This is a genomic window from Streptomyces sp. CA189, assembly GCF_056428985.1.
This window is the reverse complement of record NZ_JBWJVM010000089.1, coordinates 1-15307: the sequence shown is the minus strand read 5'-3', so window position 1 is coordinate 15307 and position 15307 is coordinate 1. Positions and strand designations below refer to the sequence as shown.

General features: G+C 73.1%; 13 protein-coding genes. 7 read left to right on the top strand and 6 right to left on the bottom strand.

Translation table 11 applies throughout. From position 1 onward, the window contains the following. The first annotated feature begins 73 nt into the window (after positions 1–73). On the top strand, positions 74–706 hold the full coding sequence (locus AC061S_RS38270; RefSeq protein WP_478690480.1) for a TetR/AcrR family transcriptional regulator: 633 nt from the start codon (positions 74–76) through the stop codon (positions 704–706). A gap of 121 nt (positions 707–827) precedes the next feature. Here AC061S_RS38270 and AC061S_RS38265 read toward each other — a convergent pair whose 3' ends face one another. Then, a complete protein-coding gene (locus AC061S_RS38265) occupies positions 828–1943 on the bottom strand; it encodes a citrate synthase 2 (protein ID WP_469682730.1) in 1116 nt (371 codons plus the stop codon). A gap of 237 nt (positions 1944–2180) precedes the next feature. Here AC061S_RS38265 and pdxH point away from each other — a divergent pair, with 237 nt between their 5' ends. Then, positions 2181–2804 (top strand): pyridoxamine 5'-phosphate oxidase, encoded by a 624-nt coding sequence (gene pdxH / locus AC061S_RS38260; RefSeq protein ID WP_478690496.1) that lies wholly within the window; start codon positions 2181–2183, stop codon positions 2802–2804. Positions 2805–3118: 314 nt separating this feature from the next. Here the strand turns inward: pdxH and AC061S_RS38255 are convergent, their stop codons facing one another. Both AC061S_RS38255 and AC061S_RS38250 read right to left on the bottom strand, forming a co-directional pair. Next, positions 3119–3541, bottom strand: a complete 423-nt coding sequence (locus AC061S_RS38255; RefSeq protein ID WP_478690479.1) for a hypothetical protein — start codon at positions 3539–3541, stop codon at positions 3119–3121. Next, positions 3538–3816, bottom strand: a complete 279-nt coding sequence (locus tag AC061S_RS38250) for a CopG family transcriptional regulator (protein ID WP_478690478.1) — start codon at positions 3814–3816, stop codon at positions 3538–3540. Before AC061S_RS38250 ends, AC061S_RS38255 begins: the two co-directional genes overlap by 4 nt. Before the next feature lie 161 nt (positions 3817–3977). Between AC061S_RS38250 and AC061S_RS38245 the strand changes: the two genes are divergently transcribed. Then, positions 3978–5294: a PAS domain-containing protein gene (locus AC061S_RS38245; RefSeq protein WP_478690477.1), complete on the top strand. Its 1317-nt coding sequence runs from the start codon at positions 3978–3980 to the stop codon at positions 5292–5294. Positions 5295–5339: 45 nt separating this feature from the next. Here AC061S_RS38245 and AC061S_RS38240 read toward each other — a convergent pair whose 3' ends face one another. After that, on the bottom strand, positions 5340–6095 hold the full coding sequence (locus AC061S_RS38240; RefSeq protein ID WP_478690476.1) for an SIS domain-containing protein: 756 nt from the start codon (positions 6093–6095) through the stop codon (positions 5340–5342). A 269-nt stretch (positions 6096–6364) separates the two neighbouring features. Between AC061S_RS38240 and AC061S_RS38235 the strand changes: the two genes are divergently transcribed. Together AC061S_RS38235 and AC061S_RS38230 are read left to right on the top strand one after the other, a co-directional pair. Beyond that, complete coding sequence (locus tag AC061S_RS38235) at positions 6365–7057, top strand: iron-dependent transcriptional repressor DtxR (RefSeq protein WP_385374803.1); 693 nt, start codon at positions 6365–6367, stop codon at positions 7055–7057. Positions 7058–7441: 384 nt separating this feature from the next. Then, entirely contained in the window at positions 7442–8335 is an 894-nt protein-coding gene (locus AC061S_RS38230; RefSeq protein ID WP_478690475.1) for an alpha/beta fold hydrolase, read from the top strand. Positions 8336–8497: 162 nt separating this feature from the next. Here AC061S_RS38230 and AC061S_RS38225 read toward each other — a convergent pair whose 3' ends face one another. Continuing rightward, the gene (locus AC061S_RS38225; RefSeq protein WP_478690474.1) at positions 8498–11677 is read right to left on the bottom strand and encodes an AfsR/SARP family transcriptional regulator; all 3180 of its coding nucleotides are present in this window, start codon (positions 11675–11677) and stop codon (positions 8498–8500) included. Positions 11678–11829: 152 nt separating this feature from the next. On the opposite strand from AC061S_RS38225, the gene AC061S_RS38220 reads away from it, so the two are divergent. Next, entirely contained in the window at positions 11830–12936 is a 1107-nt protein-coding gene (locus tag AC061S_RS38220; protein WP_478690473.1) for an NADP-dependent oxidoreductase, read from the top strand. Further along, positions 12933–13508 (top strand): NAD(P)H oxidoreductase, encoded by a 576-nt coding sequence (locus AC061S_RS38215; protein WP_478690472.1) that lies wholly within the window; start codon positions 12933–12935, stop codon positions 13506–13508. Before AC061S_RS38220 ends, AC061S_RS38215 begins: the two co-directional genes overlap by 4 nt. 10 nt (positions 13509–13518) lie before the next feature. Here AC061S_RS38215 and AC061S_RS38210 read toward each other — a convergent pair whose 3' ends face one another. After that, entirely contained in the window at positions 13519–14847 is a 1329-nt protein-coding gene (locus tag AC061S_RS38210) for a YrhB domain-containing protein (protein ID WP_478690471.1), read from the bottom strand. Positions 14848–15307 lie beyond the last annotated feature (460 nt).

Sequence of the window (15307 nt, the reverse complement as noted above, 5' to 3'; positions counted from 1 at the left end):
GGTGCTTCGCGCCTCCTCGCCAAGGACCCGTTCCTCCCCGCCCTGAAGGCCGGGGCTCCGTGGGAGAGATCCGGTGACCACGGAAACCGGCCCGACCGACCAGACCGGCCCGACCGCCCCCAGGCAGGCACCCAAGCAGGCCCGCAGCCGCGTGACCCGCCGCCACCTCCTGGAGGCAGCCGTCTCCTGCCTCGCCGAACAGGGCTGGGCCGGATCCACCGTCGCAGTCGTCGCCGAGCGCGCCGGCGTCTCGCGCGGAGCGGCCCAGCACCACTTCCGCACCCGCGAGGAGCTGTTCACGGCGGCCGTCGAGTACATGGCCGAGGTGCGCTCGACCGCACTGCTGGGCCTGTTCCCGCACGGCGGCGCCGCCGCGGCCCGCGCCGACGTGGTCGGGGCGCTCATCGACCTGTACACCGGCCCGATGTTCCGCGCCGCTCTCCAACTGTGGGTCGCGGCCTCCCACGAGGAGCAGTTGCGGCCCCGCGTGGCCGAGCTGGAGGCCCGCGTCGGCCGCGAGACCCACCGCATCGCCGTGGAGCTGCTGGGCGCGGACGAGTCGGTACCGGGAGTACGGGAGACCGTGCAGGGCCTGCTCGACATGGCCCGCGGCCTGGGGCTGGCGAACGTCCTCACCGACGACACCGCCCGCCGGGCGCGGGTGGTCGCCCAGTGGGCCAGGATCCTGGACTCAGAACTGGGCTGAGGTCCCAGCCCCTTCTCTTCTTCCTCTTCCCCCGGAAACGCGAAGGGCGCCGCACCCCCGAGGGGATGCGGCGCCCTTCGTCACGGCGGCCCTGTGCGGGGGCAGCCGGCGGCCGGCGCGATCAGGCGGTGGAGGCGATGTCCGTGATGCCGGAGTATCCCTCGATCTCGCGCGGGTTGCGCACGCCCGGCCCGGTGTAGCGGGCCGAGGGGCGGACCAGGCGGCCCGTGCGCTTCTGCTCCAGGATGTGCGCCGACCAGCCGGCGGTACGGGCACACGTGAACATCGAGGTGAACATGTGCGCCGGCACCTCCGCGAAGTCCAGCATGATCGCGGCCCAGAACTCCACGTTCGTCGCGAGCACCCGGTCGGGACGGCGCGCGTGCAGCTCCTCCAGGGCGGCCTTCTCCAGCGCGGCGGCCACCTCGTAACGGGGGGCGTCCAGCTCCTTGGCCGTACGCCGCAGCACGCGGGCTCGCGGGTCCTCGGCGCGGTAGACGCGGTGGCCGAAGCCCATCAGCCGCTCACCCTTGTCCAGGGCCTTCTTCACGTACGCCACGGCGTCGCCGGTGCGCTCGATCTCCTCGATCATGCCGAGGACGCGCGAGGGCGCCCCGCCGTGCAGCGGCCCGGACATGGCGCCGACCGCGCCGGACAGCGCGGCTGCGACATCGGCACCCGTCGAGGCGATGACGCGCGCGGTGAACGTCGACGCGTTCATCCCGTGCTCGGCGGCCGAGGTCCAGTACGCGTCCACGGCCTTGACGTGGCGCGGGTCGGGCTCGCCCCGCCAGCGGATCATGAACCGCTCGACCACGGACTCGGCCTTGTCGATCTCGCTCTGCGGGACCATCGGCCGGCCCTGGCCGCGCGCGGACTGGGCGACGTAGGACAGCGCCATGACAGCCGCCCGCGCCAGATCGTCACGCGCGGTCTGCTCGTCGATGTCGAGGAGCGGTTTCAGCCCCCACACGGGGGCGAGCATGGCGAGCGCGGACTGCACGTCGACCCGGATGTCACCGGAGTGCACCGGGATCGGGAACGGCTCGGCGGCCGGCAGGCCGGGGTTGAAGGCACCGTCGACCAGGAGGCCCCAGACGTTCCCGAAGGAGACGTGGCCCACGAGGTCTTCGATGTCGACGCCCCGGTATCGCAGCGACCCACCTTCCTTGTCGGGTTCGGCGATCTCCGTTTCGAACGCGACGACTCCCTCGAGACCGGGTACGAAGTCGGACATCAGGCGGCTCCTCAAATAGTGCGAACACGCGCGGCTCCCGGCGTGATTCGCGGTCCGGCGCGGTCATCCCCGTTGATGCCCGGCACGGCCGATGGTCATCCGTGTGGGACCGTCGGACCGGCCCCAAGATTTTGTACGTTCCGCTTGGCGCGGGGAAGCGTGACATACGGCACAGTCGCGGACGCGCCGCTGCGGCAGGATGGCGGCGTGACCGATCAGCACCCTGACCCTGCCGACATGCGCAAGCAGTACCGCTCCCAGCTCGTCGCCGAGGAGAGCCTCGCCGAGGAGCCGATGGGCCAGTTCGCGCGCTGGTTCCGCGACGCTGCGGAGGCGAACGTCTTCGAACCCAACGCGATGGTCGTCGCCACCGCAACCCCGGACGGCCGCCCCAGCTCGCGCACGGTGCTCCTGAAGCAGTTCGACGAGCGCGGATTCGTCTTCTTCACGAACTACGACTCCCGCAAGGGAGTCGAAATGGCCGCAAACCCCTTCGTCTCCCTGCTCTTCCCCTGGCACCCCATCGCCCGCCAGGTCATCGTCACCGGCACGGCCTCCCGCATCGGCCGCGACGCGACGGCGGCGTACTTCCGCTCCCGCCCCCACGGCTCCCAGCTGGGCGCCTGGGCCAGCGAACAGTCCACGGTGATCGCCTCACGCGCGGAGCTGGACCGCCGCTACGCGGAACTGGAGGCCCGCTACCCCGAGGGCGAACAGGTCCCGGTCCCCCCGCAATGGGGCGGCATCCGCGTGGTCCCCGACGCGGTGGAATTCTGGCAGGGCCACGAAAACCGCCTCCACGACCGCCTGAAGTACGTCCTGGAGGCGGAGAAGTGGCGCGTGGAACGCCTCTGCCCGTAGGGCTCTGATCACACGCAGACGACCCGCGAGCTCGGGTTTCCCCCCTGCAGTGGGGGAAGCCGGCCGGACGTACCGGCGAGCCCGCGGGTCGGGTGACTGCTTGGGATTGGCGCCCGACTCCGCCGGGCACCGCACTGGGTGCGTGCGACAACGGGCGCTTTAGCCCGCAGCCACCTCACGCGTCCGGTTTCCGTACATTGCGGCAACCACCTCCCTTCTGTGTGCCGCCACTGTAGGCACCCTCACGGAGCGCGCTCAACCGAATTTCGGGGGCGAATCCGCAGCCGTATCCAGGGACCTCCGGAGCCGCAGGGTCATACCTTCTTGACCACGATCGAGTCCGGGACCAGCCGCTCCAGATCGTCCACGTCCTTGGTGTAGACGGTGACCTGCCCCTTCTGCTGACGCGCGATGACGGAGAGCACCGCGTCGATCGCGTACTTGTGGCCGTGCAGCTCGGCGTCCGCCAGGAGCCGGCGGGCCTGACGTGCTTCGTCCTTCCCGACGTCGGCGACCTTGAGCCGGGAGAGGACCCAGTCCCATCGCTGTTCGGTGGTCCTTCCGTCATAGGACTCGACGAGGGTCATCGGAGAGGTCACCACCTCGGCTCCACCGCGGGCGGCGATGTCCAGCAAGGCGATCATCTTCCGGTCGCCGCGCACGGCCAGGGACAGTGCTTCGCAGTCGAGCACGAAGACGCGCAGCGGCGGCTGCCCACGCTCACCGGTCCGCTTCACGCGGCCTCTCCGGCCCGGTGCCCTGCCGTGGCGCGGCGGCGTTCGTGCTCGGCGTCGAGAGCCTCCAGATCCTCGAACGCGGCCGCGCGCTCCTCTTCGGTGACAGGGCCGTGCTCCTCCTGAAGCCAGTCGACCAGTTCCCGCAGCCGGTCCCGGTCGCGCTTGAATCGCAGCGCTTCGGCGACGTACGCCGACAGGCCTCGCTCCGCCGCTTCCGCACGGATCTCGTCAAGGAGCTCTTCGGGAATCGTCACCGTGATCTTCTTGGTCGCCATATAAGAGACCATACTCCCCGTATCGCGGCCCTCACCAGTCCGGCGGGCGCTCCCGAGTCCCGGACATAACGGGATGATTGCGGGAAGTGGGTGTGGGCTGCGTCACGTTCCAGTTGAATGACGTGACGTGCCGCACACGCGAACACCTGTAGGGGGCCCAGGTGACTGCATCCGGACGTGGTGAGACCGCCGACGATCTGCTCGCAGCGCTGCTGGACGGGATGGACGCGGCCTTGTGCGCGTTCGATGCCGATGGCGTGATCACCCACTGGAACCGTGAAGCCGAGCGGCTCCTGGGGTGGTCGGCGGCCGAGGCCGTGGGGCGCAAGGGGTTCGCGGGGTGGGCCGTGCGGGCCGCCGACGCGCAGGACGTGCAGGACAGACTCATGGCCGCCCAGGACGTGCCGGGGCGGCAGGTGCTCGAGTTCGCGCTGCTGACCAAGGACGGCGGGCGCCTGCTCGTACGGACCCAGTCCGCGGGGGTGCCGGGGGCCGACGGGAAACCGGCCGGGGTGTACTGCGCCTTCAGCGAGGTGCACGCGCAGATCGACCTGGAGCGTTCCATCGCGCTGAGCGAGGCGCTGATGGAGGACGCCTCCTGGGGCGTCGTGCTCGTCGACGTGGACCTGCGCCCGGCCGTGGTCAACGCCCACGCCGCCCGGGCCTTCGGTTCGGGCCGTACCGCGCTGCTCGGGCGGCCGCTGGGGGAGCTGCTGGCGCAGGGGGTGGAGGAGCTGGAGGGGGCCCTGCAGCACGTACTGGCCGAGGGCGCGCCCCCGGCCCCCGCGGAGCTGTGGGTGTCCGTACGGGGCCCCGAGGGCGTGCGGCGGCGGTGCTGGCGGTGCGGGTTCCTGCGCCTGGCGTCGCCGCTCGCGGAGGAACCCGTACCGCTCGGGGTCGCCCTGCTGTTCCAGGACGTCACCGAGGCCCGCCAGGCGCAGTTGGACACGGCGCAGCTGCGGTTCAGGTCCCACCAGCTGTACCGGGCCGGGCGGGCCGCCGCCGAGTGCGAGGACCCGGCGGAGGCGGCGGCCGTGCGGCTGGAGTTCGCCCTGGCGGGCTTCGCCGAGCACGCACTGGTGGACGTACTCGATCCGCTACGGGAACCCGCGCCCGCGCGGCTGCTGCGCTGGGCGGCGTCCCCGCCCGGCCTGCCGGGGCTGCCCGAGCCCGGGGTGATCCCCGTGCGCTACGGGGCCGGCCATCCGGCGCTGCAGGCGCTGGACCGGGCCGGGTCGGTGCGGACCAGCGCGCCGCGCGGGCAGGCCGGCGGGGCGTGGGCGGGCACCCGGCGCTGGCCCGAGGGGGCGGCGCACGCCCTGAGCACGGTGCTGCGCAGCCGGGGCCGGAGCCTGGGGACGCTGACGTTCCTGCGGGGCCCGTCCAGGGCCGCCTTCGAGCGCGCGGACGCTGCGTACGCGGAGGAGGTGGCGGCCCGCGTCGCGGCGGACCTGGACCTGGACCTGTCGGGGCGGTGAGCGGCCCCGCCAGGCCGGGACGGCGGCCTAGGCGACCTGGACGACCTAGTGGCGGAAGAAGATGCGGTCGCCGTACTCCTGCATGACGCGGCCGTTCCACTCGTGGCCGCCGTCCACGTTGCCCGAGCGCAGGAGCGGCGGTTCGACCCCGCGGGCGGCGAGCTCGCCGGCCGCGGCGGCCATGACCGCCTGCATGATCGCGCTGGTCACGACGGTGGAGGCGGGGGCGAAGGGGGCTTCGATGCCGTCGAGGGTGAGCTCGGCGTCGCCGACCGCGATCTTGCTGTCGAGGACGATGTCGCAGTGGTCCTTGAGGAAGGTGCCGGAGACGTGGCGGGACTTGGTGCCGGTCGCGTAGGCCACCGAGGTGACGCCGATGACCTTGAGGCCGATCGCGCGGGCGTTCATGGCCATCTCCACCGGCAGCGCGTTGCGCCCGGAGAGGGAGATGATCACGAGGACGTCGCCGTCGCTGGCCGGGCTGGAGTCCAGGACCGCCCCGGCGAGGCCGTCGACGCGCTCCAGGGCGCTGCCGAGGGTGGCCGGCATGACGTCGATGCCGGCGGTGCCGGGGACGGCGAGGAAGTTCATCAGCGCGAGTCCGCCGGCCCGGTAGACCACGTCCTGGGCGGGGAGCGAGGAGTGCCCGGCGCCGAAGGCGAAGAGCTTGTTCCCGGTGGCCACGGCGTCCGCGATGACGGTCCCGGCCTCGTTGATGCGCGCGGACTCCTCGTCCCGTACCCGCTCCAGCAGGCCGATCGCGGCGTCGAAGAACTGACCGGCCAGCTTGCTCTCGCTCATACGCCGATGGCCTTCCGGGGTGGGAGTTGGGTGAGGTTGTCGTCCGTGTCCGCCGCTCACCGTGCGGTCTGGACCAAGGGCGTGTCAATACGAACTTCCATCCAAGGGGCGAAAGGCCCGGTGGGCGGCGTAATGAGAGGTGGCCGGAGGGGCTCGCGGGGCGTTTCGGGGCAGTCCGGACCGGCCCTTGACGTCTTACACGGGACGGTTGTCGGCGCGATGGGTCAGAATTGGGGGCAGGGCCAGCGCACGCAATCCGAGGGGCACGAATGTCCGGACTGATCGATACCACGGAGATGTACCTCCGCACCATCCTCGAACTGGAAGAGGAAGGCGTGGTCCCCATGCGCGCCCGTATCGCCGAGCGGCTCGACCAGAGCGGCCCGACGGTGAGCCAGACGGTGGCGCGGATGGAGCGCGACGGCCTGGTGGCCGTCGCCAGCGACCGGCACCTGGAGCTCACCGACGAGGGGCGCAAGCTGGCGACGCGGGTGATGCGCAAGCACCGCCTCGCGGAGTGCCTGCTCGTCGACGTCATCGGCTTGGAGTGGGAGCAGGTGCACGCCGAGGCCTGCCGCTGGGAGCACGTGATGAGCGAGGCGGTGGAGCGGCGGGTGCTGGAGCTGCTGCGCCACCCGACCGAATCGCCGTACGGGAACCCGATCCCGGGGCTGGAGGAACTGGGCGAGAAGGCCGAGGCCGATCCGTTCCTGGAGGAGGGCATGGTCAGCCTGTCCGAGCTGGACCCGGGCGTGGAGGGCAAGACCGTGGTGATCCGCCGGATCGGGGAGCCGATCCAGACGGACGCGCAGCTGATGTACACGCTGCGCCGGGCGGGCGTGCAGCCCGGTTCGGTGGTCAGCGTGACCGAGTCGCCCGGCGGTGTGCTGGTCGGCAGTGGAGGCGAGGCCGCGGAGCTGGATGCGGACGTCGCCTCCCACGTGTTCGTGGCGAAGCGCTGACGGGCTGAGGGGCTGACGGACTGAGGGGCTGGGGCCCCGGGGGATCGACAGGCTGACGCACGGGCGTACGAACAGGTCGCCAGTGCGAGCGAATCCGGCTGGTGTCGGCCGATGTGGACCGGTGCGGATCTGTATGGATGGTCCCGGCGCCTTTGCGACGCCGGGACCGGTCCTCCCCTGCTTGACCTGGAGCCCCGAGCTCTCAAGGTCATCCCTTCGGACCGTCTTCCCCGAGCGGCCCGCCTCCCTGTTGAAAGGATCTCCATCGGCAGCGGCGGTCAATCCTTGAGCAAGGTCACTCGAAAGAGCGGTGTTGTCGGTGAGAACCCGGTTTTCGAATGCGGGTTCGATACTGTGGCCGGGAGCGAAGGGGGTGCATCTGCGGTGGTACGACGCCTCGATGTGACGGGGGCCGACGGCGTACGCCTGGCTGCCTGGGAGTTTCGCGAAGCGGCCGCCGAGCCGTCGCCGCCGCAGTCGCCCCCGGGTGAGCCCGCGGCCCTCTTACTGCACGGCCTGATGGGCCGCGCCCTCCACTGGGCGGGCACCGCCCGCTGGCTCGGCGCGAGCCGCCGCGTCGTGGCCCTCGACCAGCGCGGCCACGGCCAGAGCGAGCGCCCGCCGACCACCGGCCCCAACAGCTCCGTCGCCTACGGGCGCGAGGCCTTCGTGGCCGACGCCGAAGCGGCCGTCGAGCAGCTCGGCCTCGCGCCGGTGACGCTGATCGGCCACTCCATGGGCGCCCTCACCGCCTGGCAGCTGGCGGCCCGCCGCCCCGATCTCGTAGCGGCCCTGGTCATCTGCGACATGCGGGCGTCCGCGCTGGGCGAGGCCTCGCAGCAGGAGTGGGAGGAATGGTTCCGCCACTGGCCGCTGCCGTTCCCCACCCAGGACGCCGCGCGGCGCTGGTTCGGCGAGGACGACCCGCGGGTGGAGCGCCCGGACCCAGGCCGGGGCAAGTTCTTCGCGGAGGTGATGCACGAGGCCGACGACGGCTGGCGCCCGCTGTTCTCGCGCCGCCAGATGCTGACCGCGCGGGAGACGTGGGTGCACGACGCGCACTGGGAGGAGCTCGCCCAGGTGCGCTGCCCCACGCTGGTCGTCCGCGGCCTGGACGGCGAGCTGGGCCGCGCGGAGGCCCAGGAGATGGTCCGCGTCCTGCCGGCCGGGCAGTACGCGGAGATCCCGGACGCCGGCCACTACCTCCACTACGACCACCCGGCCGCTTGGCGGGCGGCGGTCGAGCCGTTCCTGGAGGGCATCAAGGCGCCGGCGTGAGGGACCGGCGTGAGGGGCCGGTCGGGGCAAGGAGGGCCCCGCTGGGGCCTGGTGGGGCCTGGTGGGCGGGTGAGGGTGGCCACGGGCCCGGGCGGCGGCTGGTGGCCCCCTTGCCGGGCGCCCGCCCGTGCGGCCCTACGGGACCCTGCGGTCGGCGTCGGCCTACGGGCCGCCCAAGAGGGCGAGCTGTTCCGGCACGGGGAGGGCCTCGCCCGCCGTGAAGGCCGTCGCGAAGGCCTCCGGACCCAGGGCGGTGCGGGCGCGGGCCGTCGCCCGGTCGGTGTCGGTGCGTTCGGCCTGCGGGCGGGGGGTGCCCGCCGAGGCGCGCAGGGCCGTCGCCGTGCCCAGCAGGGAGGCCGCCCGGGCGGGCGGCAGGACCCCCGCCAGGCCTTCGAGGGCCAGGGCGAGCGCCCGGGGGTCCCCCGAGCGGCGGGCCGCCGCGAGTCCTTCCCGGTGGAGGGACTCCGCCGCGGCCGGGTCTGCCCGCAGCTCCGCGACGTACCCCAGCTCCGCCAGGACGAGCGCCGCTCCGATGTCCACTCCGAGCCGCTGGTTCCAGTCGAGCCACGGACGCAGCCGGGCCTCGGCCCCGTCCAGGTCGCCGGCGCGCCGCGCGCCCAGGGCGAGCCCGATCGCCGCGAACTGCTCGGCCGGGCGGTGGCCTTGCTCCTCCGCCAGCCGCAGGGCCTGCTCGTGCAGGGCGGCCGCCTGCGCGAGGTCTCCGGTCAGCAGCGCGATGCGGCCCCGCCGGGCGAGGCGGAAGGAGGCGTGCGTCCACAACTCCAGTTCCTGCGCGTCCCGTACGCCGTCCTCGTGCAGCCGTGCCGCGGCCGCGTAGTCCCCGGTCACCTCGGCGAGGATGCCGAGCTGCTCCGAGGTCTGCAACTGGCCCCAGCGGTCGCCGAGTTCGGTGAACACGGCGGCCGCCGCCGTCGCGTTGCGGCGCAGTTCCGCGAGGTCTCCGTCGTAGAGCGCCCGCGTCGAGAGGGTGAGCAGCGCGACCGCTTCGCCCCAGCGGTCGCCGGTCTCGTGGAACTGGGCCGGGAAGTGGGTGAGTTCGTCCTCCCGTACGCCGGAGTCGGAACCGAAGCCGCATCGTGCGTACGTCAGCAGCCACTGTTCCCGGAGGCCGGCGCCGGAGAAGTCGTCGTCCAGATGGCTGTCGTCCCCGCCGAGCAGCGAGAAGGCGGCGTGCAGGGCGGTGGCCCCCGCCGCCTCGGTGGCCTCGGTGGCCTCCTGGATCCGGCCGCGCAGGAACCAGTACCAGGACTGCGCGCCGACCAGCCGCAGCCCCAACTCCCCGGCCCCCGTGTGGGCCAGGGCCGCCCGGGCGTTGAGGCTCTCCCGGTCGAGCCGCCGCAGCCACTCGCCCTGCCCGGGCCCGTGCAGCCGCTCGGCCGCGCGCTCGGCGAGCCCGGTGTAGTACTCCGCGTGCCGCCGCCGGGTCGCGCCCGCCTCCCCGGCGGCGTCGAGCCGCTCCAGCCCGTACGCCGCCACCGACTCCAGCAGTCTGAGGCGCGCGTCCCCGTACGCCGAGTCCCCGTGCGCCGAGGCCACGAGCGAGCAGTCCACGAGCCGGGTGAGCAGATCGAGCACGTCCTCACGGGAGACCCCGCCGGCCGAGTCGCCCCCGTCCCGTGCGTCCCCGTCCGCGCACACCGCCTCGGCCGCCTCCACGGTGAATCCGCCCGCGAACACCGACAGCCGGCGCAGGACCGTCGCCTCCGCCGGGGAGAGCAGCTCCCAGCTCCAGTCGATCGTCGCGCGCAGCGTGCGCTGCCGGGCCGGTGCGTCCCGGCGGACCTGGTTGAGCAGGCGGAAGCGGTCGTGGAGCCGTTCCGCCAGGGCCTCCACGCCCAGGACCCGTACCCGCGTCGCGGCGAGTTCCAGGGCGAGCGGGATCCCGTCCAGCCGGCGGCAGATCAGGGCGACGGCTTCCGCGGTGCCGGGGCCGAGGGCGAAGCCGGGCGCGGCGGCCGCCGCGCGGGCCGCGAACAGTTCCACGGCCTGGGCCTCCGGGAGCGGTGCGACGGCCTCGATCACCTCGCCAGAGAGCGCGAGCGGCTCCTGGCTGGTGGTGAGGACGCGCAGGCCGGGGGCGCGGCGCAGGAGCCGTTCGGCAAGGGCCGCGGCGGCCGGGAGGAGGTGTTCGCAGTTGTCGAGTACGAGCAGTGCCGCGCGCCGCCGCAACGCCTCGGCGAGCCGTTCCTCGACGGTGCCGCCGCCCGCGTCGTCCTCGCGCATCCCGATCGCGGCGGCCACCGCATCGGCGACCGACGCACCCTGCACGCCCGCGAGTTCCACGAACCACACCCCGTCGGGGTGGGCCTCTTCCAGCCGCGCCGCCGCGGCGAGCGCGAGCCGGGTCTTGCCGACGCCGCCGGGCCCGCACAGGGTCACCAGCCGGCCGGCCCCGAGCGCCGCGCACACCCGGGCGACGGCCTCCTCGCGGCCCACGAGGGAGCTGACGGGGGTGGGGAGGTTGCCGCCGCCCCCGTGCACCCGGCCCCGGGCCGCCTCCCCTGCCGGGCCGGGCCCCGTTGCCGAGGCCGCGCCCGGCACCGCCGCCACCACAGCCGGGCCGGTCAGTGCCGGGTCCTGGCGGAGGATGGCTTCGTAGAGAGCCGAGAGCTCCGCTCCGGGGTCGATGCCGAGTTCCTCGGCGAAGAGCTCGCGCAGGTGCGTGTAGACGGCGAGGGCCTCGCTCTGGCGGCCGGCGCGGTACAGCGCCCGCATCTGGCTGCCGCGCAGCCGCTGGCGCAGCGGGTGGGCCGCGGCGGGGCCAGCCAACTCGTCTGCGAGTTCGTGGTGTTCGCCGAGTTCGAGGCGGGCCTCGGCCAGCTCCTCGTACGCCGTGATGCGCTGCTCCTCCAGCCGGGCGATCGCCGCCTGCGTGAAGTCGGCGTCCCGGAAGTCGGCGTACGCCTCCCCCTGCCACAGCCCGAGCGCCCGGGCCAGCAGCTCCGCCCTGGCCCGCGGCTCCGCCTCCTTGCGCGCGGCCGCCGCCAGCTCCGCGAAGCGGTCCGCGTCCACGGCCCGCGCCGGAGCGCGCAGGGCGTAGCCCGCCGGACCGTACGCGACCAGGGAGCGTGCGCCGTCCTCGGCCTTGGCGAGGGTCCGGCGGAGCTGGGAGACCTTGGTCTGGAGGGTGTTCCCCGGGTTGCCGGGGGCGGCGTCGCCCGCCTCGCCCCACAGGTCCTCGATCAGCCGGTCCACCGGCACGGGCCGCCCGTCGCGTACGAGGAGGGCCGCGAGCAGGGCCCGTACCTTCGCCTCGGGAACGGGGACGGGAGTCCCGTCATCCGTGCGGACGGTCAGTGGCCCCAGCACCTCGAAACGCATGCCGCAACGTTACTTCTTGCCCGTCAGAACGGCGTGAGCGGACGAAGCATGCTGCGTGCGTGACGCGTGCGCGGCCCGTGCGCGGCCCCGGACATGGTGTTCCTGTGACCGCGACCGAGCGGTCACGGAAACGCACCGGAAGGAACAGCCAGATGGCCACGACCACGACCACGGGCACCACGACCACCCTCTCCCGTGAGATCCGCCTCGCCGCCCGCCCCGTGGGCGAGCCGGGCCCGCACCACTTCGACCTGGTCGCCACCGAGGTCCCGGAGCCCGCCGAAGGCCAGATCCTGGTCCGCAACACCTGGATGTCCGTGGACCCGTACATGCGGGGCCGGATGGACGACGCCCCCTCCTACATCCCGCCCTTCGCCCTCGGCACGGCCCTCGAAGGCAGCGCGATCGGCGAGGTCGTCGCCTCCCGCTCCGTGTCGGTGCCGGTCGGAGCGACCGTTTCGCACTTCCTCGGCTGGCGGGAGTACGCGGTCCTCGACGCGGCCGCCGCCACCGTCGTGGATCCCGCGATCGCCTCGCGGTCCGCGTACCTCGGTCCGCTCGGCACCACGGGACTGACGGCGTACGCGGCCCTGACCCGCACCGCCCCGGTCAAGGAGGGCGACGTGGTCTTCGTCTCCGCCGCCGCCGGCGCGGTCGGCAGCGTCGCCGGGCAGCTGGCGCGGCGCCTGGGCGCCTCCCGGGTGATCGGCTCGGCGGGCGGCCCGCTGAAGACGAAGAAGCTGCTGGACCGTTTCGGCTACGACGCGGCCGTGGACTACCGGCAGGGCGACCTGGCCGGCCAGCTCGCCGAGGCGGCCCCCGAGGGCATCGACGTCTACCTCGACGCGGTCGGCGGCGACCACCTCCAGGCGGCCATCGGCGCGATGCGCCAGGGCGGGCGGATCGCCATGGTCGGCGCGATCAGCGGCTACAACGCGACGGCTCCGGCGGTGGGCCCGGACAACCTCTTCCAGGCGGCGGCCCGCGAGGTGACCCTGCGCGGGATGCTCGTCTCCAGCCACTTCGACCTGTTCCCGGAGTGGATCGGCCGGGCGGCGGGATGGCTGGCGGACGGCAGCCTGCGCACGGAGGAGACCGTCGTCGAGGGCATCGAGCACGCCCCGGAGGCCTTCCTCGGCATGATGCGCGGCGCGAACACCGGCAAGATGCTGGTCCGCCTCTCCCCGGAGGCCACCGCCGCGACGGCCACCGCCACGACGGCCGCCGCCGCGACCGCGACCACCACCGATGCCCGATGAGCGCCGCCCTGGTCGTCCTGGCCCACCCCCGCGGCGATTCCCTGACCGCCCAGCTTGCCCGCCGCGCCGTGGCCCGGCTGGAGGCCGACGGCCACACGGTCGACGTGCTCGATCTGCACGCCGAGGGCTTCGACCCCCGGATGGGACCCGAGGACGAGCCGGACTGGTCGGACCCGGACAAGGAGTACTCGGCCGAGACCCGGGCCCACATGGAGCGGATCGCCGGCGCCGAGATCCTCGTGGTGGTCTTCCCGCTCTGGTGGTTCGGCCTGCCGGCCATCCTGAAGGGCTGGATCGACCGGGTCTGGAACAACGGCTTCGCCTACGGCCGCCGCCGCCCGCTCCTGAAGGGCAAGCGGATGGTCTGGATCCCGCTGGTGAGCTACCCGGAGGCGAAGTTCAAGGAGCTGGGCTGGGACGAGCCGGTGGACCGCCTGCTGCGCGTCGGGATCTCGGAGTACTGCGGCATCGAGGGGGCCACCGTCCACTTCGTCTACGACTCCCTGAGCGCGGGCGAATCGGCCCTGGCCGAGGCCGACGCCGCCCTGGCCTGTGCAGCGGCCGGCACCTGACAGCCGTCTGTCAGCGGTACCGGACGACCCTCACCCCGCACTCGTGCAGCCCGTCGAGGCCGGTGAACTCTTCCGCCGCCCCGTCGACCAGCGCCACCGGGCCCATCGCCGTTCGGAACCCGGTGAGCAGCAGCCCGGTCGACGGCCGGCCCCGGCCGTCGAGGCGCCGCACCCACACAAGTGCCCGCCCGCCGGCCGGAAGCGCCGACAGCGCCTCCACGGCCTCGGTCATCGTCGAGTGCTCGGACACGTCGAGTACGTCGCCCGGCTCGCGCATCGTGGAAGCGAACCAGGAGGCCCTGCCCGGCCGCGGTGCGGGCCCCACCGGGTCGCCGCGGTCCCAGGCGGTGAAGAAGCCCCACGGGTCGGAGTTGGGCAGCAGGAAGGGCGCCTCGGGGCCCTTCGGCACCACCACGGCGGCGTCGACCATGGCATGCCGCCAGTCCCCGTCCCGTAGCGCGACGGTGGTCTCGCAGGCGAACAGCCACCCGCGCGCGGTCTCGTCCCGCGCGTCCGGAGCCACCAGCTCGACGGGCTCCTCGTAGCTCCTGCGCAGCCATTCCCCGGCCTTGCGCCGGGCGGATTCCAAGTCCTTCGCCGCCTGGGGTGCCCCCGGCCGGAACCGGGCGAAGGCGAGCTCCAGTACTCCGGCGCCGTCCAGCCGCGCCAGGCCGCCGGTCATCCCGTCCAGGAACACCACGTTGCCGTTGTTGTTGTGCGCGTACAGGAGGTGTCCGCTGGCCTCGGCCCCGCCGACGGTCCTGCGCACCCACACCACACCCTGTGTGTCGGGCCCGGTCTCCCGGGCCCGTCGGATCACTTCGTCCCAGCTCCCGCACAGCAGCTGTTCGGCGTCGGGGAAGTAGCGCCGCAGCAGCAACTCCCACCACCCCGGTGCCTCGTGCGTCGGTTGCCACGGCAAGGGCGATGACGGAGCCCCGGCGAGTCCGGCGGCCATGGTCACCACGCACCCGCGCGAGTTCAGCCGCCGCGCCTGCGTCTGCGGGTCCCGGGACGCGGGAGCCCGTGTGTACGCCGCCGCGTCCCCCCACGGATCGTCCGCCGCCGGGTGGAAGGGCCGTCCGGCGTCCTTGGGCACCACCACCGAGGCGGCCAGCATCGGCGTCCGCGGGTACCCGGGCTGCTCGATGGTCCGGCAGGCGAACAGCCAGGTCCCCGCGTCCTCGGCGACAGGATCGGTTCCCACCAGCTCGACGAGCCCGTGGTAGATGTCGAGCAGCCACTTCAGCGCGCGCTGCCACGGCTCGGCTTTGACCGTGCCGCCCTTGCCCGCACCGACCCAGCCCCCTTGCCGCGCATAGGCCAGATATTCCGCCACAGGGGTGTGCGACGGCGGGAAATGCGGCGCTGTTCCATCTTTGGGGACGAGGGTCAGGCGCGTGGGCGGAGCGAATTTTCGATCGCCCGTATCGAGGTGTTCCTGGGAGTCGAAGCGCACGCCCCAGGCGATGTCGTACTCTTCGGAAAGGTCCGGCTGGAGGACGATGGAGTAGCGTCGCTGACTGTGCTCAAAAGCGCGCGTCAAGAATGCCTCTGCGGCGGCGAACGCGTCAGCTGATGAGAGGGTCATCTATTTCCTCTTGTAGGGAATGTGGCCGATATATGCAGCGTCTTCCAGCGGATGATGTAGTCGTAGCCGTCCACCCAGTCGTACTGAACTTGATTGGGTGATGTCGGGTTGATCGTGGTCAGTCGTCCATGATCAGACCGGTTCCTGCGAGGCATCCGTCGACGAGGTGTGGTCGGTACTGGATCTGCTTGAGGCTTCGCTTCACGGC